At 40.6% G+C, this 20,872-nt stretch carries 24 protein-coding genes; 15 read left to right on the top strand and 9 right to left on the bottom strand.

Annotated features, from left to right (window positions below; translation table 11 throughout):
* The gene (locus KN1_RS01325) at window positions 1-759 is read left to right on the top strand and encodes a DUF1614 domain-containing protein (RefSeq protein WP_221288985.1); all 759 of its coding nucleotides are present in this window, start codon (window positions 1-3) and stop codon (window positions 757-759) included.
* Window positions 760-892: 133 nt separating this feature from the next.
* Here KN1_RS01325 and KN1_RS01330 read toward each other — a convergent pair whose 3' ends face one another.
* Window positions 893-1,393, bottom strand: a complete 501-nt coding sequence (locus KN1_RS01330; protein ID WP_221288988.1) for a hypothetical protein — start codon at window positions 1,391-1,393, stop codon at window positions 893-895.
* Between the two features lie 198 nt (window positions 1,394-1,591).
* Here KN1_RS01330 and prf1 point away from each other — a divergent pair, with 198 nt between their 5' ends.
* A complete protein-coding gene (gene prf1 / locus KN1_RS01335) occupies window positions 1,592-2,677 on the top strand; it encodes a peptide chain release factor aRF-1 (protein ID WP_221290423.1) in 1,086 nt (361 codons plus the stop codon).
* 100 nt (window positions 2,678-2,777) lie between these two features.
* Here prf1 and KN1_RS01340 read toward each other — a convergent pair whose 3' ends face one another.
* The gene (locus tag KN1_RS01340) at window positions 2,778-3,398 is read right to left on the bottom strand and encodes a phosphoribosyltransferase (protein ID WP_221288989.1); all 621 of its coding nucleotides are present in this window, start codon (window positions 3,396-3,398) and stop codon (window positions 2,778-2,780) included.
* A gap of 85 nt (window positions 3,399-3,483) precedes the next feature.
* Between KN1_RS01340 and KN1_RS01345 the strand changes: the two genes are divergently transcribed.
* The 4 genes from KN1_RS01345 (at window position 3,484) to KN1_RS01360 (ending at window position 6,834) form a co-directional block, all read left to right on the top strand.
* Window positions 3,484-4,296: an S-methyl-5'-thioadenosine phosphorylase gene (locus KN1_RS01345; protein WP_221288991.1), complete on the top strand. Its 813-nt coding sequence runs from the start codon at window positions 3,484-3,486 to the stop codon at window positions 4,294-4,296.
* On the top strand, window positions 4,266-5,060 hold the full coding sequence (locus tag KN1_RS01350) for a hypothetical protein (protein WP_221288992.1): 795 nt from the start codon (window positions 4,266-4,268) through the stop codon (window positions 5,058-5,060). Before KN1_RS01345 ends, KN1_RS01350 begins: the two co-directional genes overlap by 31 nt.
* A gap of 1 nt (window position 5,061) precedes the next feature.
* The gene (gene gdS-2 / locus KN1_RS01355) at window positions 5,062-5,913 is read left to right on the top strand and encodes a hexaprenyl pyrophosphate synthase (protein WP_221288994.1); all 852 of its coding nucleotides are present in this window, start codon (window positions 5,062-5,064) and stop codon (window positions 5,911-5,913) included.
* Between the two features lie 231 nt (window positions 5,914-6,144).
* A complete protein-coding gene (locus KN1_RS01360; protein ID WP_338057055.1) occupies window positions 6,145-6,834 on the top strand; it encodes a RimK family alpha-L-glutamate ligase in 690 nt (229 codons plus the stop codon).
* A gap of 45 nt (window positions 6,835-6,879) precedes the next feature.
* Here the strand turns inward: KN1_RS01360 and KN1_RS01365 are convergent, their stop codons facing one another.
* The 3 genes from KN1_RS01365 to KN1_RS01375 are packed head-to-tail and all read right to left on the bottom strand — an operon-like array spanning window position 6,880 to window position 8,850.
* On the bottom strand, window positions 6,880-7,335 hold the full coding sequence (locus KN1_RS01365) for an Lrp/AsnC family transcriptional regulator (protein WP_221288996.1): 456 nt from the start codon (window positions 7,333-7,335) through the stop codon (window positions 6,880-6,882).
* Complete coding sequence (locus KN1_RS01370; protein ID WP_221288998.1) at window positions 7,332-8,342, bottom strand: NAD(P)/FAD-dependent oxidoreductase; 1,011 nt, start codon at window positions 8,340-8,342, stop codon at window positions 7,332-7,334. Before KN1_RS01370 ends, KN1_RS01365 begins: the two co-directional genes overlap by 4 nt.
* Before the next feature lies 1 nt (window position 8,343).
* On the bottom strand, window positions 8,344-8,850 hold the full coding sequence (locus KN1_RS01375) for a hypothetical protein (protein WP_221288999.1): 507 nt from the start codon (window positions 8,848-8,850) through the stop codon (window positions 8,344-8,346).
* 106 nt (window positions 8,851-8,956) lie between these two features.
* On the opposite strand from KN1_RS01375, the gene KN1_RS01380 reads away from it, so the two are divergent.
* Window positions 8,957-9,496, top strand: coding sequence for a phosphoesterase (locus tag KN1_RS01380; RefSeq protein WP_221289002.1), 540 nt, complete (start codon window positions 8,957-8,959; stop codon window positions 9,494-9,496).
* On the opposite strand, the gene KN1_RS01385 is transcribed toward KN1_RS01380, so the two are convergent.
* A complete protein-coding gene (locus KN1_RS01385; RefSeq protein ID WP_221289004.1) occupies window positions 9,486-9,716 on the bottom strand; it encodes a hypothetical protein in 231 nt (76 codons plus the stop codon). The genes KN1_RS01380 and KN1_RS01385 overlap by 11 nt on opposite strands.
* A gap of 104 nt (window positions 9,717-9,820) precedes the next feature.
* Here KN1_RS01385 and KN1_RS01390 point away from each other — a divergent pair, with 104 nt between their 5' ends.
* Together KN1_RS01390 and KN1_RS01395 are read left to right on the top strand one after the other, a co-directional pair.
* Entirely contained in the window at window positions 9,821-10,198 is a 378-nt protein-coding gene (locus KN1_RS01390; RefSeq protein WP_221289007.1) for a DUF5751 family protein, read from the top strand.
* Window positions 10,199-10,257: 59 nt separating this feature from the next.
* Window positions 10,258-11,619, top strand: coding sequence for a digeranylgeranylglycerophospholipid reductase (locus KN1_RS01395; RefSeq protein ID WP_221289009.1), 1,362 nt, complete (start codon window positions 10,258-10,260; stop codon window positions 11,617-11,619).
* Here KN1_RS01395 and KN1_RS01400 read toward each other — a convergent pair.
* Window positions 11,590-13,197 (bottom strand): DUF2070 family protein, encoded by a 1,608-nt coding sequence (locus KN1_RS01400; protein ID WP_221289012.1) that lies wholly within the window; start codon window positions 13,195-13,197, stop codon window positions 11,590-11,592. The genes KN1_RS01395 and KN1_RS01400 overlap by 30 nt on opposite strands.
* 27 nt (window positions 13,198-13,224) lie before the next feature.
* Between KN1_RS01400 and KN1_RS01405 the strand changes: the two genes are divergently transcribed.
* The 6 genes from KN1_RS01405 to KN1_RS01430 are packed head-to-tail and all read left to right on the top strand — an operon-like array spanning window position 13,225 to window position 18,240.
* A complete protein-coding gene (locus tag KN1_RS01405) occupies window positions 13,225-13,521 on the top strand; it encodes a hypothetical protein (RefSeq protein ID WP_221289014.1) in 297 nt (98 codons plus the stop codon).
* Window positions 13,508-14,302 carry an HAD-IIA family hydrolase gene (locus KN1_RS01410; RefSeq protein WP_221289016.1) on the top strand — a complete coding sequence of 265 codons (795 nt, stop codon included), beginning with the start codon at window positions 13,508-13,510 and terminating at the stop codon, window positions 14,300-14,302. Before KN1_RS01405 ends, KN1_RS01410 begins: the two co-directional genes overlap by 14 nt.
* A gap of 35 nt (window positions 14,303-14,337) precedes the next feature.
* Window positions 14,338-16,038 (top strand): succinate dehydrogenase flavoprotein subunit, encoded by a 1,701-nt coding sequence (locus KN1_RS01415; RefSeq protein ID WP_221289017.1) that lies wholly within the window; start codon window positions 14,338-14,340, stop codon window positions 16,036-16,038.
* A 12-nt stretch (window positions 16,039-16,050) separates the two neighbouring features.
* A complete protein-coding gene (locus tag KN1_RS01420; protein ID WP_221289018.1) occupies window positions 16,051-17,007 on the top strand; it encodes a succinate dehydrogenase/fumarate reductase iron-sulfur subunit in 957 nt (318 codons plus the stop codon).
* Window position 17,008: 1 nt separating this feature from the next.
* Window positions 17,009-17,881 (top strand): CoB--CoM heterodisulfide reductase iron-sulfur subunit B family protein, encoded by an 873-nt coding sequence (locus KN1_RS01425; protein ID WP_221289020.1) that lies wholly within the window; start codon window positions 17,009-17,011, stop codon window positions 17,879-17,881.
* Entirely contained in the window at window positions 17,881-18,240 is a 360-nt protein-coding gene (locus KN1_RS01430) for a succinate dehydrogenase (RefSeq protein ID WP_221289022.1), read from the top strand. Before KN1_RS01425 ends, KN1_RS01430 begins: the two co-directional genes overlap by 1 nt.
* A 112-nt stretch (window positions 18,241-18,352) precedes the next feature.
* Here the strand turns inward: KN1_RS01430 and KN1_RS01435 are convergent, their stop codons facing one another.
* Window positions 18,353-19,714, bottom strand: coding sequence for a vWA domain-containing protein (locus tag KN1_RS01435; protein ID WP_221290425.1), 1,362 nt, complete (start codon window positions 19,712-19,714; stop codon window positions 18,353-18,355).
* Complete coding sequence (locus KN1_RS01440) at window positions 19,705-20,862, bottom strand: AAA family ATPase (RefSeq protein ID WP_221289024.1); 1,158 nt, start codon at window positions 20,860-20,862, stop codon at window positions 19,705-19,707. Before KN1_RS01440 ends, KN1_RS01435 begins: the two co-directional genes overlap by 10 nt.
* Window positions 20,863-20,872 lie beyond the last annotated feature (10 nt).

The following is a 20,872-nucleotide window of genomic DNA, read 5'->3' on the forward strand; positions in this document are numbered from 1 at the left end:
ATGAGCGATGATAAGCCCCCTAGGGTACTCGTCTTGTACCCCGTCAGAGGCGTCATGGCTTTAGTCTATACGTTTTTTGCTTTCTTAATGCTAATAATAACTTTAGGGTACTTTGCCTTTCTATTCAAGAGTATAGGGATAAATGACGTATACAGCCTTGCCTTAGCCTTCAGCTTTTCGTTCCTGAGTTTTGTTTTTAGCCCGGTGAACTTAGTCCTTAAAGAAATAAATAGGGAAGCACTACTACCTGAGGTAGACGTCATATACGTATTCGGTATTCCGGTCTATGTCCCTAGACTGTCTTATCAGGCAAGGAAGACGTTAGTCGCAATAAATATAGGAGGTGCGATAATCCCGGTGGCGATTTCCTCTATCCTTTTGTTCTTTACCGTAAAACTTTCGCCACTTATACCGATCCTCGTGTTAGTAAATACAGCGTTAGTAACCCTAGTGTCTAACCGTTTTTCGAGAGTACTACCCGGTGTAGGAGTAGTAATGAACCCGCTTATAGCCCCGGTTACATCGTCCCTGATTAGCTTGCTGTTGTTTTCACATCTAGCTATATTTATACCTATCTCAGCTTACATCAGTAGCGTATTAGGGACACTAATAGGGGCAGACCTATTAAACATGAAGAAAATAATAGACGCAAGCCCGCAAATAGTGAGTATTGGAGGAATGGGCACTTTTGACGGTATATTTTTATCAGGTGTTTTCTCTATAATATTAGGAGAATTCTTCTTAACGCTAGTACATTAGTGGTAATATTCGTTATTATTTAATGAAGACTACATATTACATTTAACGGAGCTTGATTTTGTAAAGGATAAGAGAAACAATACCTGAAACTTACCAGTAAAATAGGACTATGACCGATAAAAAAGTTGTGAGCTTAACCCGCCGTCTTCGTTTTACCTTTCTTTACTTTAGCTAGTATGGTGGGCCTTATGTTGAATATGGGAGTTAGTATACCTCCACCTATTATGTGCTGGAAAATTATATGGAGGGCTAGTCCTCCCGCGAAAGGTAAACCTACTATATTAGCTCCTACAAATATATCAGTGATATGGTGAGCGAGGTCTCCTTCAATCCCGAATATCATAAAGTTTAGTCCGTATAAAGCTAGTATAACTCTTACTGGTATCATGAATTTCTTTTCCCACAGAGTTTGAACTTTGTCTGATAACGGAAAGATCGCTAGGAATAACCCTATGATTATTAACATCGGGGGTATAGCGTATTTGAACTGTGTGTCAATCCCGAATACGTCGAATACCGCTTTAGGCTCGTGGCCGGCTAAGACGTGATACAGCGCTACTAGCCCTGAATACGTCATGAATATACCCGTCCCCACTGAATACCACTTCAGAAATAACTTCCTAGAATAATTCATGATTATTAGTAATATTTCTTATTATAAATATTTATTGTCGGAAATATTAGATGGCCCCTTGTCTGAGGGTAGTAATCCCTTTATCGACTAACACACTATTCAGTAGAGAACCCACCATACTAGTTTCAGCCCTTTAATTTTATAAGGGTCATCACTCAGTTATATCATGATCAGGGATGAGTCTTTGACAAGTACCTCATCAACAGGCAGGAGTTAAAGGTCTTAGTTAGAGAACTTAAAAAATGGAGCGCACCCGCGACCGTACTCTTATCGTTATATATACCTCCGGGTAGGCCTGTCCCCGATGTCTTAAACTTGTTAAGACAAGAGGGGTCAATAGCACAAAACATTAAACTAAAGAGGACGAGGGACGCCGTGACTTCAGCTATACAAGCGGCTATTGATAGGCTAACACAAGTTAATAAAATACCTGATAATGGCTTGGTACTATTTTGCGGGGAAAACTTTGATACTAATGAGTTTAAATGTTTCATGTTCTCTCCGCCAGAAAAAGTGCCAATATTCTTCTATAGGACGGACAAGTCATTTCATACAGAGTTCTTGGAAGACATGATAGAGGAGTCAGACGTATACGGACTGGTTATAGTAGAAAGGGATTATGCGACAATAGGCATCCTAAAGGGGGCTAGAGTCCAAGTCCTAGAGGAGTTTGAAGGCTTCGTACCCGGTAAACATATGATGGGGGGACAGTCCCAGCGAAGAATTGACAGGATTATAGAGGAAATGTATGCTAACTTTTTGAAAGAAGTAGGTGAGAAAGTAAATGCCTTCTTCCTACCCTTCGTGGAGAATAAGAAGATGAAAGGGATCCTAATAGGCGGGCCTGGGTATGCTAAGAAAGACTTTTATGATGGCGATTACATGGATTATAGGCTGAAGAAACTAGTCCTCCAACCCCTCTTCGACGTCCCAGACCAAGGAGACGCGGGCCTCAAAGAGCTAATAATGAAAGCCCAAGACCTTTTAAAGAACCAAAAATATGTCCAGGTAGAGAATTTATTAGAGGAGATAAAGTATCACTTAGCCAAAGACGACGGGTTAGTGATATACGGTATCCAAGATATCAGGAAGGCGTTACAGATGGGTGCGGTAGACTCCCTAGTAGTGTATGATGAGCCAGGCTCGGAACTGGAAAAGTTAGCTCAAGAAGCGGAAAACTACGGGGCAAAAGTATATGTTATAGGGGACGAACTACCGGACGGAGAATGGGTTAAAAAGACTTTCGGAGGAGCAATAGGGAAACTAAGGTATAAAGTGTATTAGTAGTCGTTTCCACAGTTAGCTTGTAATTACATAAACCATTTTTAAACTCTTGTCTCCTCCTCATTACACTTCTTACTAATATAAGGATAGTAACAGTTCACTAGACTAATAACCCTCTCCTTTTCATTTCGCTCACGATTTTAGTAAGAGGAATTGGAGGCTTTACCCCATAGCTCTCCTCAAATTTACCCTCTAATTCGTCTATTTTGATTCCTTCATTTAGTAATTTTTTAACTAAATTTATCTCGTCCTCCCAGTAGTTCCATGGGTACATGAACCAAGTCCAGTCCTCCACTATAGAAGCTACATAGTCAGGCTTGACTTTTGCCACTGGTTTTATGTATTGCATCGTTGCCGTCTTTATAACAGAAGGAGAGAAATAGTCAACGACATACTTTTTAGCCAACTCTACACTGTCCCCGGTGTCCGTTATATCATCTATTATTAACGTCTTCTTCCCGCTTAGGTCTAACTTATAAACGTACTTTACTTTTGCTTGAGGAGTGTGGGAAGCCGTTTCTACCCAGTGTTCGACCTTTATCGATATGACGTCCATTACGCCTAGCACATCAGCTACTATCCTTGCCGGGACCAGACCGCCTCTAGCTATCGCTATAATAACGTCGGGCTGATAGTTGTCTTCTTTTATTATCTCAGCCAGCCTCGTAGACCATTCAACTACTTCCTCCCACGTTACTACCTTTACGGGGATCTTTGGCAACTTTAAACTCCCATGTCATCTATATCTAAACCTTTATCAAGTTTATGGTTTATACTTTTTATATCTGAGCGGAAAAAACTCTTTGATGATTGAAACAAAAGAAAAGGCATCAGTGGGCATCATAGGGGGCTCAGGTATATACGACCCTAAAATCCTCATTAACACAAAGGAAATTAAGGTCTATACCCCTTATGGACAGCCAAGTGATAATATCCTTCTCGGAGAGCTGGAAGGTAAGAAAGTAGCGTTTTTACCAAGACACGGGAGAGGGCACAAAATCCCTCCCCATAAGATTAACTATAGGGCAAATATTTGGGCCCTTAAGGAACTGGGAGTTAAATGGGTAATATCAGTCTCTGCAGTAGGGAGTCTGAGGTTAGACTACAAGCCGGGCGACTTCGTAGTCCCGGATCAATTTATTGATATGACAAAGGGCAGGGAGTATACGTTTTTCGACGGGCCCGTAGTAGCACATGTATCTATGGCTGACCCGTTCTGTAATCATTTAAGGAAAGTGGTAATAGAGTCAGCTAAGGACTTAGGGATAACTACTCACCCCTCTGGTACATATATCTGCATAGAGGGGCCTAGGTTTTCTACTAGAGCAGAGAGTAAAGTCTGGAAGGAGGTTTACAAGGCTGACGTCATCGGGATGACCTTAGTCCCAGAAGTAAACCTAGCGTGTGAAGCACAAATGTGTTATGCTACGATCGCCATGGTAACCGACTATGATGTGTTTGCCGACATCCCGGTAACTGCAGAAGAAGTAACTAAAGTAATGGCTGATAACACTGAAAAGGCTAGAAAACTACTGTATGAGGTAATCAAGAGGTTACCGGATAGACCGAACGAAGGAGAGTGTAGCTGTTGTCATTCCCTAAAAACGGCTTTAGTCTGAATTTATTCCCTTTACCTTTCTTATCTTCGGTAGACTCGAGTTACACAGTAGTCTATACTAGGAGGAGCGAACTAGAAGCTTTTACGCTCTATAGGACATTATCTCAATTGAGCGAAAAAACAGTGAGACTAATAGACCTTTATAATTTCTTATTCTCTGAGAGACCTTATACGGACTCAGATAATATTATCGCCTTCCTTAACGATAAGAACGATGTTATACCGTTCTTGGACTCTATGTGGTCTTTAGGTGGTAGGGGATACCTGATAACGTGTAATGTAGACCTGAAAAAAGGGAAAGGAAACGTAGAGCTAATAACGAGGAACGGAGAACTGTGTGAAATAGAAACTTCACTGTCGATAGTGAAAGGTATAGCGGGTACTACGAAAGGGAAAAGGAGTGAAGAGCTACTAAATGAACTCAATTCTATCAATACTCTAGCCGAGTGGCTAAAGGAAAAATTGGGCGAAATGACGTTCGACGGCATAATAGTCCTCTCACCTATCCTTTTACCTGCCAGATGGTTAATGGAGAAGTACCTTAATACTGAAGTGAAGGGTCATGAAGATTTTCTAGGTACCGGAGGTGCATATATATTTATAACTACCGGTGGTGATGTCTTAACGGTCAGACGTATGGAATTCGAACTTAGGTCTAATGGGAAAAGCGTGAAGGAATATACGTTTGATGTTGACCCTTTACTCGCACCAATTTATTTATCACTTTTAACATATTTATTTAAACAACCTGCGGGAGTGTTATGAAGTGGACTTTCTTACTTATTGGCGACAAACTAAGGAAATAGTTGATAAACTAATTGAAGATTACTTATCGGATATTAAGGACTGGGAGTTATTGGAAGTGAGTAAATACATACTTAAGGACGGCAAAAGGTTCAGGGCAACACTCACAATGTTTTTTACCGAAGCTTTAGGTGGTGAACAATCTAATTCATATAAGGCAGCTTTAGCATCTGAAATTCTTCACTCTTCTTCCTTAGCCCTAGATGATATAGTGGATTACGATTTGACTAGGAGAGGAGTAAAGGCAGCATGGGCTGTGTACAGTAACAGAAAAGTAATATTCATAACCAACTTCCTTATCCCATCGGCACTTAATATAATATCGAGCTACGGTGAAAAAGCTTTGAAACTCAGCATAGATCTATGGAGGGATACAGCTATAGGGGCTCTAAAGGATATTTTCGGTACCCCGTTAGATTATATGAAAACTATAGAATATAAGACCGCAAGTTTGTTTAAACTTTCTTCTATGTTGTCTGCATTTGCAGCTAAAAGAGAAGATATAGTGGACGTAATGTTGGAAATAGGGAAAGACTTGGGTATAGCTTACCAATTAATAGATGATTACATAGATGTTTACAAGTATGAAAGAGGTGAATTGAAAGAGTTAGTGGGGAGTGCAAAACAGTTATACGACCTAAAAGGGGGAGAATATAAGGAATATATTAAGATCGAGTACGAGAATGCTATATCCAATTACATATCATTGCTAAGAAAAATTGATATCAGAGATGAGTTTAGACAAGCTGTAATTACCATACCCGATTTCTTAACAGCGGGGTTACTCAATGAAGCGGGAATAAATAAACTATAAAAACACGGGGACTGAGTGAAAGATTGGTGATAATTTATTAAAATTGCCGTAATCCATGAGTCACAGAAAGTCACTGAAGCTTCTAAGCAACTTCTACTGGAGATAAAAGGCAGCGGTCATACAGCTATATATTTACGGATATCACAAATAAACCCAGTTATCGCCAGAAACGGTATAGAATTTACTTACGGAGGAAAGACACTTACTATAGACGGAGGAGTAATAAGGAACTTGGGGTTTATCTCGTCCACTGAACAGCTGGTTAAAAGGTTTGACACTTTGAAAACCATGGAGAACAGTGGGATAACACTGATTAATAGACCAGATGCTATGTTCGTTGCTAGAGATAAGTTTAGTAGCCTAGTTAGGCTTAAGAATTCCGGTATACCCGTCCCAGAGACGGCAGTAGTTGAGAGCCCATTTGAAGCAATGAGGTTAGCAGAGACGTGGAAAGAAGTCGTAATAAAGCCACTAATGGGGAGTCTGGGGCTAGGAGCAGTAAGAGTAACCGACCCAGATATCGCTTTTAGGGTCGCAAAGTCTATCCTATCAGTGAACCAGCCAGTGTATATCCAAAAATACGTTAGGAAACCTGAAAGGGATATTAGAGTATTTGTAGTAGGGGATAAGGTCATTGGGAGTATTTACAGGATTAACAAAGCCTCATGGAAAACTAACGTGGCACAAGGGGCGTTGACACAAGTCACACTGCCAGACAAGTACTTGGAAGAGATAGCTATTAAATCTACGTCAGTGCTTGGTCTCGACTACGCTGGTCTTGATGTAGTTGAGGACTTAGACGGTGGGTATAAAGTATTAGAAGTAAATGCAGCACCTCTTTGGAAAGGCTTCTACCAAGCTACAAACATTAACCCTGCAAAATATATTATTCAGCACTTGATCCAAAAGCTTAAGAAATGAGGACTAAAAAACCGGCTGAACGATGAAGACGAGCTCTCGCACTGATCAGTCTAACACTACACTCCTCAACTCTTTTATAGTCCTCAAGACAAACATAGTGTAAGTCGAGGTCACTCCTTCCATATTCCCTATTTGGTCCAATACTTTAGCTAGTTCTTCTCTACTTTTTACCCTAACCTTTAACATAGCGTAATACTCACCCGTCACATCGTATATCTCTAGTACTTCGTTAAATTGGCTTATTCTGTTTAACACTGACTCATATTTTTTTGGGTCTGCTTTAATTAACACAAATGCCACTACATTATAGCCTATTGCCTCGGGGTCAATATCAACATAAAACCCTTTTATTACACCGTTTTCCTTTAGACGTTTTATCCTCATATGGATTGTTGATTCACTTAGGTTAAGCATTTTAGCTACTTTTGAAAAGGGAGTCCTAGCATCTTCTTGCAAGATTTTTATTATCTTTTTGTCTATATCGTCCAATATATAAGTCATAAAAGTGACCTCCCGAAGAGCTTAATTAGGTCTGTCATAGTGAAATCACCAATCGCTATCCTATAAACTAGGTCTGGGTCGCTCTTAGTTATGAGTTTCGAGAGTAGACCTATACTAATGACGTTCTTTTTTACACCATCAATAATTTTAGCTTGAGCCTGGATCGAGAAATAAAGCCTCGATGACTTGAACTCTTTTACAAAGTCCTTACCTTCAAGCAATGAGTCTGCGTAGATCTTGGAGCTGAGGATCGAAGGTCTTATACCTTCCCCAGTAAGGGGGTATACGGTACCTAATGCCTCTCCTACATACATCCTATCGTATAACCTAGGTTCCTCTACCCCGTTATCTGATACCCTCGCTCCGTGGAACATAAACACCTTTCCTTTAACCATCTTAGCTAATTTCTCCTTCAGAAAATTAACATCGGCATACCCGCCTATCCCTATCTTAGCCCCTTTATCATCCGGGAAGACCCACGCGTAACCCAGCAAGTCGCTGTAAAAATAGAACTCGACTACTTCAGGGTCAATCTTATAATCGGTTAAGTATTGAATCGCTGGGACTGTGTGTTCTCTTGGGAGCTCGTAATGACCATTAGAGATAACTACTTTGTCAGCGTTAACTTTCTCCCCTGACGATAGATAGAACTCTTCTCTTCCGTTCTCTCTTTTCCTCACTACCTTACTGTTAAACTTTACATCAACTTTTTCAGCTATATTTCGCAAGAATAGAGGTTTATTAATTATATAACCCAGAGTCTTTCTCTCCCTTATGTCATGGATTAATTTATCATTAAGGTATATCTTGAACCCCTTAATCTCACTTATTATGCTTTCCTTTGATATAGGTAACAGAGACTCTACTCCGCTCATTAACCCCCATGCGCAAGGTTTCTTCCCTACATCGTCTAATGCCTCATATACTGTAGCATTGTATTTAGTCCCTTTTAAAAACCAAGCTAATGAAAGTCCCGCAGGACCCGCCCCTACTATGGCTACTTCCATCTTACCCACTTCTCCTGAAGTATAGAAATACTAAAACTGCTACCACCAAGGTACCTGAGTATAAAACGAGCAATGTGTAGAATGAACTAAATAATCTACCTATTATTGCACCTATAATTAGTACCAGTAAAAACGGCACGTACCCGTTACTAAAGTACAGTAGTTCTTTAGTGACTAAAGACGGTAATATGTCTTTTAAGAGTAATATGAACTGGACGATGAACGGTAATATGAATATCAAACCGGTCTCCGCGAAGAGTCTGGGCTTTGAATACAAAGCGAAGAATATCCCTAATGTTACTCCGACAGCAAACACTCCAGAGAAATACGTCCCGACTACTTTTGCTTTAAGGGTCTCCCAAGTTCTATTTGTGAACATTATGTATAAGACTATTATTAAGCCGATAACTGACGTCACTACAAACGCGGGGTAGTTTAACACATAAGCTGGTATAACTGGTAATATCACGAGTAATATTGACAGTAATACTGTAGTCCTTGTGTCCAATTTGGTTCAAAAAGAATAGTGTTTGTGAGTTATAAAATTCTAATGCTAACTCTTTCTGAGAAAATAAAAAATAGTTAAAAAACATAATAATTACAGCGGGAGAGTTGTGAAAATCTTAGTCATGGGAAACATAAGGTTTCCTGAACCTCATGTGGAAAGTACACTATCGTCAATAATTAAAAAAGAGGAACCAGAGACCATAGTCCTAGACGGTGATACGACACAGTGCTACTGGGACTACGAATGTCCGAGAGTAATAGATGTCTTGTACGTTATACGCAGTATCGCACCTTGGGCACAAATTGTCTATATACAAGGTGATATGGATCCCCATGCGCTCAAGTGCATAATGGCGGAGCCCAGATATAGGGAGGAAATAATAGGGACTACGATGTATATCGCGGAAGTATCTTCAGTAAAATATTATATCCTCCACGGGCATCAAGGTGACGTAGATCAACTCAGGAGGAATGTAGGGGCTGGCCCGTGGGACTGGATAATAATCGCTCAACAGAAAAGGTTAGAGGTCGACAAACTGGCTAGAGTAATATACGTCGGGGGAGTAACTAGAGAATATCCACCTGAGGCTAGGGGTTATTTAGTAATTACTGACTCATCGCATTTCATACGCCAAATTAAGAGCTAACGCCGAACCTTATTCTCCTGAACATCTCATAGATCTTAACGTCATAGAACCCCTCTACGACATCGTATTCGTCCTCTTCACTCCAAACGTTGTATGAATTTATCCACACAGAGGCTTTATCCCCTTTTGTAAATACTATTTCAGCCCCTAACTTCCTCAGTTTCCTCGTGATCTCTTCAATTCGCTCGTCGAACTTGTGATATATAATTTGTGCTATCACAATACATAGTTGTCCCGTTAACAATAAATGATGTCCTACGGAATACCTAGTATTTCCTCAAACCGGCGAAAAACACTAATACTCTTTAAAGATACCTTGGATAGATGAAAACAGTAATAGCTTTAGTCGCAATGGGAAATGAAAATTTAGAGAAGACTTTCAGGAAGCTTTTCTCAGATGCAAGAAGTAGCGGGAGTAAAAAGGTAATAATAAACGTAATATCAGACCAGCCTTTCCACAAAGTAGTAGACCACATAAGAGAAGCAATGTTAGACAATATTGACATAGGTTATGAACTATTCCTATGGAAAAAAGACGAAACAGAGAAGGTCTTAGAAAAAACAGCCGAAATGCAGGTGGAAGGGGTTCTTCTCTACTGTGATACTGAAAATAGAAATATAATAGAGAAAATTTTCTCTCAATTACCTAATAAAATAAGGGCTAATTTACTTAAAGATAATTGTAGAAATCCGAGCCAGTAGGGTTAGTAGAAAATAGTTTTAAAACCTACTAATTGAGTAAGAGAAATAGCGTGAATAGTTTGAAGGAATTAAAATATGACGTACTAATTATCGGTGGAGGTTTCGCTGGTGCAAGCACAGCTTTCCACCTAGCAGGTCGCGGGTTAAAAGTCCTCTTGATAGATAGTAAACCATGGAATAGGATAGGGGATAAGCCCTGCGGAGATGCAGTTAGTAAAGCACATTTTGACAGACTCGGGATGCCATACCCTAAAGGTGAGGAGTTAGAAAATAAGATAAGCGGTATTAAGCTGTACAGCCCCGACATGGAGACCGTATGGACAGTGAACGGAGAAGGGTTTGAGTTAAATGCACCTGCTTATAACCAAAGGATTTTGAGGGAAGCCGAGTCAAAAGGGGTCGAAATATGGGACCAGACTACTGCAGTAAAGCCTATTCTTGATCATGACCAAGTAGTCGGAGCTGTACTGAACAATAGGAGGACTAACGAGGAAGTGACGGTTTACACTAAGGTAGTAGTGGAGGCTACTGGCTACTCAAGAAGTTTCAGGAGTAAACTACCTCCGGTTCTACCCGTAGCTGAGGACTTAGATGAGAGGGATACAGATATAGCTTACAGAGAAGTACTCTTAACTAGAGACGATATAGAGGACAGCGACTATCTGAGGATCTACGTTACACAGAAAGCCTCTCCGGGCGGGTATTGGTGGTATTTCCCTAAGGGCAAAAACAAAGTTAACGTCGGGTTAGGAATACAAGGGGGGATGAACTATGGGAGTATTCACGAATATTACAAGAAGTACCTTGACGCTTATGCACCAGATGTAGATAAGAGTAAACTCCTAGTTAAAGGAGGAGCTTTAGTACCCACAAGACGCCCACTTTATTCTATGGTCTGGAACGGGATTATAGTGGTAGGTGACTCAGCTTATACGGTTAACCCTGTTCACGGCGGAGGAAAGGGGTCTGCAATGATATCTGGTTACTGTGCGGCTAAGGCTATTCTCTCAGCATATGAAACCGGGGATTTCTCTACTAACGGGCTATGGAATATGAACATTTGTTATATAAACGAATACGGGGCTAAACAAGCGAGCCTAGATATCTTCAGGAGATTCCTTCAAAAATTAAGTGATGAGGATATAGATTACGGAATGAAGAAAAAAGTAATAAAAGAAGAAGACCTATTAGAAGCTAGTGAAAAAGGCGACTTACATTTATCCGCAGCTGAAAAAGCTATGAGAGTCATATCAGGTTTAGGTAGACCTTCTTTATTATTCAAGCTGAAAACTGTGGCCGAATATATGAAAAGGATCAAGCAACTATACCAAAATTACCCTCAATCTCCCTCAATGTTAAAGCAGTGGAAAGAAAGCGTGGACAGGACAATACTAGAATTTAATAACGCCATCAGTAACTAAAATGAATATAATCGCTAAGATCAAAGGAGATACTAGAGGTATCCAAAAAGTCCTCATAGTATAGTTCCCTACTTCTTCTAAAGCTACTACAAAGTTCGACACTATTTTTCCTACCACCTTCACGCCTTTTACGTCTAATTCTTTTATACTTAAACTACTTTCTTTAAGGTCAGAGACCGCCTCCTTGACCAAGTCTTCAGCGAGGTGGACTAGCTCATCACAATACTGTGCAGGTAGGTAGAGGTCTCTCATCGAAGATGCGGTGCAAGTGTGGTCATCGGGCGTGACAAGTAACGGGATATCTACAACTTTACTTAGTCTATCTCTTATGGCATTAGTAAGCGACGGGTCGGAATTATTTGCATAGAGGTATATGATGCCTATTTTTTTCTCTCCGTCCGAAATTACTACCACCCTAATCGTCTTCTTACAGAGCCCTTCACAAGCTTTTACTTGGCCTTCCTTAAACGATATAAGGAAAGGCTTAGGAGTTGCGTTCTCTCTCTGTTTCTTAATAGCCTCTATTTCCTCTATAATACACTTATCTGTCTGCTTTGGCAGTTCCTCTGTTAAGTACTCATTATGACAGTCGACTACGTAATCGCTCTCTTTGGTAATGTAGTCCCAAAGCCTTAGAGGTAAGTCGTCTATCCCCTTTCCAGGCCTCTCGACAAAAGTAAGGGTAGACTTGGAGAAAAGCAGGGTTATGCCCCTAAAATTACACTTAGACTTCCAAGCATATATGCCGTAAAATAATTGGTCTTTCCAGTTTGAGTCGTTAAGTTCTTCCGAAAACGCCAGCTTTGCTATTTCCATCGTCTTCTTACTACTCGTGATATCTATTTCATGACTACCGGGCCCGTGAAAAATTATGTTTTTAGGGTTTAGGGACTCTAAGTAGTATGGAAACTTGGAGCTACCTATTTCGCCACTCAGTCCAAAATGGATCTTAGGTAGGACTAGGAAGTGGTCGGAGACCTTAAATATCCCGATCCTTAAGTTGGTTTTAATCCCCAAGTTATCGAGGAACTTCTCCAATGCTTCATAGTCCTTCCTTACTACACCCATTATAAACGGTCTAACGATCTGCATCGATTTAAAGCCTGTAAGCCTCTCTCCTTTTCTGTTCAACAAGTAAATGTAAACGTAAAATACCGAGGAGATAAGTAACGAATAGGCCAGTGTTATTGGCCTAAAACCGTAAGCGAGAGAAGGTACAAAAGTAGATAAAAATATGATCCCGGTTGCTCTTAGTTCTGAATTACTTGCTAGACTCCCATATCCAGCTAGAGGTGCGAAGATTCCAAAAGAGAAGAAAACTTCCTTGGTGAGAAAGGAAAAAACTAGGTATGTAAACGCAGTTAGGTCAAGGAAAAAAAGCGTGACTTTAAGGTCTCTGAGGAGTAATAACATTACAGAAAAATAAAGTATCAATGATATGAAATAATCTATACCTATGGTCAAACTCCTTAAGTAGACTAAACCTGTCTCTAGGACGGAAATTCCGGAGATCACTTTAATGTTTGGCAAACTTTTAATCTTCGAGTAGTATTTTCTCGTAATAGCTTCAGAATTCACATTCTATTCCACGTTATGGGGGTTAAAATGTTGTTGTCAAAAGATGACATAGGAGTAGATAAAATATTGAGAAAAAACAATGATAATGACGAGTGCGAAATCTACGTAGCTGAAAAAGGTAATAACGTGTTTATTATCGGAATTTTTGAAGGCAGACACACTAAATATTATTTCAAGGTAGCCCCAGCCTTCACCGGCAGTTGGAGCTGTGAAGAACTAGTTTACTTTCCTTTTGGGTACTTCGGGTTTTCGGATAACGAAAGCGAATTAAAAATTAAGCTGAGAGAAAAATTAAAAGAGCTTGAGACAAATGTCCTTAAGTGAATATGAACTAATAATCAGCGATGTAGACGGAGTACTCATTAGAGAAGGAGAACCAATATGGCCTAATATTTACGCTATGAGAAAAGTGATAGACCTAGGGAAAAGGGTATTACTACTAACTAACAATTCTGGTTTTAGCAGGGTCCTCCTTTCCAGGCAGTTGACCTCATTGGGTCTTAGGATATCACCTGAACAAATAATAACAAGTGGTACAGCTACAGCTATTTACTTAAGGCAAAAGACAGATGTTAAAACTGTGTTTGTAGTCGGAGAAGAAGGGCTAGTAGAGGAGCTAAAAAACCATGGGTTCCAAATCCTTAATGTGAGGGACATCGAGGAGGAGACACCCAACGCAGTGGTTATAGGACTTGATAGACTCTGCACTTACGAGAAACTCTCCGCAGCAATGAGAGCAGTAAAGAACGGGGCTAAGTTCATAGTCACAAATATGGACAGGCTATGGCCATCTAAAGACGGGTTAAAACTGGGTGCAGGTGCTTTGGCTGAGGCAATAGCATTTGCCTTAAAGAGATCACCGGATTTCGTAGCTGGAAAGCCTAACCCGTGGATGATAGAAGTAGCTTTCTTAGTAGCAGACTTAGACAGAGACCTTAATAGAGCGGTAATGATAGGGGACCAGATAGAGACAGATATAAAAATGGGTATAAACGCCGGGATTGATACGGTGTTAGTATTAACTGGAATATCTACCGATAAAGACGTAGAAAACAGTGATGTAAAGCCTAAATTTGTTGTACATACCTTGCAAGAATTGTTGTGAACAAGGTTTTTAAACAACGTCACGTCTTTCATCTTATGGAGAAGGTTAATTATGACGTAGTCGTAGTAGGGGCAGGTCTTGCTGGACTAATGGCTTCTCATGAAATAGCCTCAGCTGGGTACAGCGTAGCGGTGATATCTAAAGTTTTTCCTACAAGGTCTCACTCGTCGTCCGCTGAAGGGGGTATAGCAGCATATATTGAGGGGAACTCAGACCCTAATGATAACCCCGATTACATGGCTTATGATACCATAAAAGGTGGAGACTACTTAGTAGACCAAGACGCAGCAGAGCTCTTATCTTATAAATCAGGTGAAATAGTAAGGACACTGGAGAGTTGGGGAACATTATTTAACCGACAGCCAGACGGTAGGGTAGCAGTTAGGTATTTTGGGGGGCAGACTTATCCTAGGACAAGGTTCGTAGGAGATAAAACCGGAATGGCACTTCTCCATACAGTCTATGAGAGGACATCAGGCTTAGGGAAAGTTGACTTCTATTTCGAATGGTTTGCTTGGGAGCTAATTAGGGACGATAGTAGAGTCAGGGGAGTCGTAGCCTTTGATATGAGAAACATGGTACCGGTGTTCTTCAAGGCAAAAGCTGTGGTTATGGCTTCAGGGGGGATGGGGATGTTATACAAGCATTCAACTAACAGTTACATAAACACTGGTGACGGATACGCAATGGCGTTAAGAGCGAGAGTAGCACTGAAAGACCCCGAATTCGTACAGTTTCACCCTACAGCACTCTACCCTTCGGACATACTCATAAGCGAGGCAGCAAGAGGAGAAGGTGGAATTTTAAGGAACAATAAGGGAGAAAGGTTCATGGCGAGATACGCACCTAAAAAGCTCGACCTTGCTCCTAGAGATATAGCCTCTAGGGCTATACTTACCGAAGTAAAAGAAGGTAGGGGGTTCCCAGGCGGGTATGTGGGACTGGACCTTACGCACTTGGGAGAGGAATACATTAAAGAAAGGTTAGCCCTAGCATACGAAGCAGCTAAGTCCTTTGCTGGCATAGACGCAACAAAGGAAATGATCCCAGTAAGGCCTGCTCAACACTACTATATGGGAGGGATAGATGTGGATATAACTGGGAGAAACCCAGACCTGATAGGACTATTTGCGGCTGGAGAAGCGGCTTGTGTTTCCGTCCACGGTGCTAACAGGTTAGGTTCAAACTCGTTATTAGAAACTCTTGTCTTTGGGAGGGAGACCGGAAGGGCTGTAGTCGAGTTTTTAAGGTCATACTCTGAACCTTCCTCGGACATAGATAAAGAAGCTGAGAAAGCTGAACAGACGGCTTACGACGTGGTAAAAAGGGAAAGTGGCGTACACTTCGGTGAAGTCGTCAACAAGTTAAGAGAGGTTATGTGGGAAGACGTAGGAGTCTTCAGGACAGAAGATGGCATGAAGAACGCAGTATCAGAAATCATGAAACTGAGAGATATGGCTAAAGATACTTACGTACTAGATAAGTCTAAGGTATACAATACCGAGTTCTACAACGCTTTGGAGATGAAGAATATGTTAGATTTAGCACTAGTTATCGCTGTAACCGCATTAAACAGGAAAGAGTCAAGGGGAGCCCATTACAGACTCGATTACCCCAAGAGAGATGACGAAAACTGGCTAAAACACACTATCGCTTACTTAAGAGGAAATACTGTAGAGATAACTTATAAGCCAGTTAAAATGACCAAGTGGAAACCCGAAGAAAGAGTATATTAATAGGTGATAGTCATGTCCTTACAAAATGAAGAGATGGAAGTAATAATAAAAGTAAAGAGGTTCTCTCAGGATAAAGGCTCTTGGTGGCAGGAATATAAACTCAAAGTGGACAGATTTACGCAATTTACGGAAGCTTTAAGGAGGATAAAAACAGAACAAGACCCCACACTTGCCTATAGAGCGGCATGTCACATGGCAGTCTGCGGTAGTTGTGGGATGAAAATAAACGGAGAGCCTAGACTAGCTTGTAAAACACTAGTTATAGATACTGTCAAAAAATATGGGAGTAATGTAATTACATTAGAGCCTATGGACTATTTTACACCGGTCAAAGACCTAGTTGTAAATTTAGATGACTTCTATGAAAGGATGTATAAGGTTAAACCGAGACTATACCCCAGTGAAGAAGTCCTCAAAGGAGAGGCAGAGCACAGGTTAAAACCAGAAGACCAGAGGATGCTGTGGAAATTCGCACAATGTATATGGTGCGGGTTATGTGTATCTTCGTGTCCTAGCGTAAGGAATGACCCTGAATTTTTAGGTCCCGCAGCCCACGCTAAAGGTTTTAGGTTCTTGGCAGACCCGAGAGATACAATTACTGAAGAAAGGGAGAAGATACTCCTAGACAGTGCATGGAGGTGTACTTATTGTTATATGTGTTATAACGTTTGCCCTAGAGACGTTGAGCCTGTTACGGCAATAAAGAAGACAAGGGCATATACAAAGCTGGCTAAAGTCAAAAGTCCAGTGATCGAAACGGGTGAGAAGCACACTCAAGCTGTATTCGAATCTATATTTGAGAGCGGAAAACTTGAAGAAGCTAAAGTATACCTGAGCACTTACGGGGTTATTGGATCCCTTAGGGATATGATCTACCTTTTGCAGAGTGGTAAGCTGAAGTATGCTCTTGTTAAAGAGAAACCTGTAGAGAATATAAGCGAAGTGAGAAAAATATTAAGAGGTGAGTAAAATGTCCTACGCCTATTATCCAGGCTGTGCTACGCATGGCCTTTCTAAAGATGTTGACGTAGCCACTAGAAAAGTCTTCGAAACTTTAGGTCTCAAGCTAGAGGAAGTCAAGGACTGGAATTGTTGTGGAGGAGGTTTCCTAGACGAATATGACGAGATAGGGCACATAGCATTAAACTTGAGAAACTTATCTATCGTAGAGAAGATGGGCCAGACAAAAATGGTAACACCTTGTAGTGTTTGCCTGCATAGTCATAGGTTAGCCACGTTCAAGTATAAGGAAAACAAAGACCTTAGGAAAGAAGCAGAAAAGAGGATGAAAGGTACATCAATAAACTATCAGGGCAAAGCAACTGCCGAACATATAGTATGGGTTTTGGTTAGAGATGTAGGGGTAGAAAAGATCAAAGAAAAAGTCAAAAGACCTCTTACCGGATTGAGGGTAGCCTCATACTACGGTTGCCAGATGTTGAGGCCAGAGGAGATCATGGGGTTTGAATCTGCATATAAGCCGCACAGTATGGAAGACTTGATAGCTGCAACCGGTGCAACGCCCGTACCCTTCGTGATGAATAAAGCGTGTTGCGGATTTCCCCTAATGGGGAGTAACCCTAAGGTCGGGATAAAACTGGCTTTTAACGTCTTAAAGAGTGCAAAAGACCAACAAGCAGATATAATGGTTCACCCGTGTAGTTTATGCCACTTACAATTGGACTCATTACAGACTAGGATAATGTCTGAATTTAACGTTAATTGGACAATGCCGGCTATTTATATTACTCAGCTGTTGGGACTGGCTTTCGGTTTTTCGCCTGAAGAATTAGGATTAGGCAAATACGCGACTGAAGTACTAAGGACAAAGGGTGTTATCTGATGAGTGAAGACGCGATATTTAACGTCTTCACAAAATTAGGGGCAAAAGTAACAAAAGGTTGGTACCCAGTAAGCGAAAGACCCGGTAAAGAACCGTTTGCTAAAGAACTTGAATATTCGTTTGGGAATTTCTGGGGAAAAGTGCACTTAAGGAATGATGGGGATTTGTATATACACGTAATATCTAAGGACGTCTTTAACTGGAAGGATAAGGTAAAGGACCTTAAGTTAAAGGGAGAAATAGTTGATGCAGCTGGCGGACTAATGTGGATAAAAGAAGAAGATGAAAAAAGTTTAGAAGAAGATTTAAAGTATTTATCCTCGTACCTCTCTTCAGTAAAAACCTCTTCATCACATTAGCTCAGAGTTCGGGTCGCTCAACATTTTTATACTATTTTTTCGACATTATTATTGGCGACGCCATGCTCAGTTGACGCCGCATTAGCGGTGAATGATACTGAGGCCTCCGTCTTCATGACTCAACAACCCTTAATAAGTCCTCATGATCTAGTTTGTAAACAACTAGATATTGGTCTGCGACTCTCCTCAGATCAGCGTTATCTCCCCTTATCATTACACTTATAAGAGTTGAATTTGCTTCTTTAAGAGACCTCCTAACAGTCGTCTCCGCTATCTTATCTTCTCCGTCAGTGAGCAATATTATCTCGCTCACCCCTTTAACATGCCCCTCTTTAATGTCTTCACACGCCGAGATTATAGACCTACTAATATCAGTCCCTCCCCCTCCTCTTATTTTACCTATGTATTCAATCATCTTTATTACGTCCTTACTCTTTGCATTTCTAATGACTTTTATCAGGGGATATGGTATATTGTCGAAGAACCTTATATAAAAGTCCCTGTTCTCTCTCCTGGCCCTACTGTATAGTGCAAGTGCTACGGCTTTAGCCCATATTATCTTTTCTCCGTCCATACTACCTGATTTATCTAGTAAAAGGTAAATGGGGCCTAAAACTTCCTTTATCCTTTTCTGATAGAGGAGTAACTGTGACTCCGCTAGCTTTATGTAAAAGAGTTCCTCTGGGTATGCTAACTCTGAAGGGACTAACCTCTCTAGGTCTGAGCCTTCTTCATAACCATATAATTCCCCTCTAGAGAACCTTGTGGTCTTCTTTTTAGTATAACTTCCTAGCCTGGGCATCCCGCTTAGGAATTCGAGGATCTTCTTTATTTCAGTATTCCTAGCTAGCCTTAATACTTCATGGATTTCCCCTTCAAAATTAAGTATAGAGCCAGTACCTGCACCGTTCCCTCCTACTATCCTCTGCATACTCCTAACTGACTCTGCGTCTTCCATAGCTTTACTCAGAGCTTTTTCATGGACTTGTTTCATCAGTTTCTCCATTTGTTGGTTCTGTTGCGTCTCACTGTTTTTCTGCCCTTCTCTCATTCCGCTACCTTTCATTAACCCGTTTAGTATTTGCTCTGCCATCTGCCTTTCTTCTTGGGACTGGGAAGTCCTCTTTATCCTCTCTAATTCTTCTATAAGGTTTTGGACGTAGCTTACTGATAGGGCCATGCTAACAGCCGAGTTTGCTATAGAGTACTCCCTATTTCTTAATACTAAGTCTGAGCCGAGCATCATGTCTACAAAATTATACATAACTTCTTTTTCCTTCGATACCTCAGCTTTTGTCTTTGGAATAGGCATAGGTAAGTAGTGAAGGTAAAATATATCTATAAGAAAGTTCTCATCGAGCTGGACTTCTCTACCTAATAATTTCTTAAGCGTATAGCTTATCCTTTCCCCCCTATACCTGACTAGAGGGTCTTCATATTCTACTCCCCTTAAAAAACCTTCACTCAAGGATATATCCCCAGCTTTCTAGCTACTTTCTCTAATAATTTGTCAATCTCATTAATAACTTCTTTTGAAAACTCCTCTACTTTATCGTCTCCACTTTCTTTCCCTAGAGCTATAACCCTATCCCTTGTAGCCCTCAAACTCCTTATTAACTCGACTAATCTTGGATCCGACTCATTAGCAGCTTCTACGTATTTACTTGCCTCTTTAACGTTAGAGTAGATTTCATTAAGCTCTTTCATGTACTTTATTGGTGTCTTTAACTCCTCGGATAATAAAGCTGAAACTTTTTCAAAATCATCTATCTCTTTGGGGGCAATATACTTTAGGACTATTAGGTCTTCTTCTAACGCCTTGAGCCTACCGTTCAGGATAGAATGTGCTGAAACTATCTTTAGTACTTTTCCTTTTCTCCTGTCACTTAAATGTATACCTTTTTCCTCCAGAATTGCGTATAGCTTAAGTAACTTGCCCTTTACCGGGGATAGGTCTACTTGTGGTATTAATGTATATAATTCATCGAGTTGCTGGACACTCATCAAAGCTTCTGAAACATTCCATTTCCCTGAGAATTCATAGTCCCATGCAGAGTTGATCAAGTCTTTCCATAGGTCTTCACTTACTGGCCTCGCGTAATGCCTTAGTAAAAGCCTATCGTATAAGGCGTCTAGTTCAGGCTCATCAGGTACACGGTTGCTCGCTGATATTAGTGTCCTCAATGGTACGTGGATGACGTTATACCCGTCATATATTACCCTCTCGTTTAGTAACGAGAGAAGTGCATTAAGTATGGCTGAGTTCGCATTGAAGATTTCATCTAGAAACGCGATTTCACTTTCAGGGAGTCTCTCTTTTGTTATCCTCTTATATATACCTTGCTTTAAGGCATTTATATCAAGAGCTCCAAAAAGTTCTGCTGGCTCAGTATATTTAGTCAGTAAGTACATGAAGAATTTAGCATTTAACAAGTCAGCTGCCCTCCTTGCTAAGGCAGATTTAGCTGTTCCAGGCTCTCCGATTAAGATAACATGTTCTTTTGAGAGTAGAGCCAAAGTTATTACTTTGGCTTCCTCTTCTCTACCTACGAAGGGGGCTGACAGTGCTTCAACAAATTTTTTTGGATATTCTAATAACTGATTGACGTTATTACTACTCACAGTAGTATCC

It is taken from the genome of Stygiolobus caldivivus, assembly GCF_019704315.1.
GTDB classification, from domain to species: domain Archaea; phylum Thermoproteota; class Thermoprotei_A; order Sulfolobales; family Sulfolobaceae; genus Stygiolobus; species Stygiolobus caldivivus.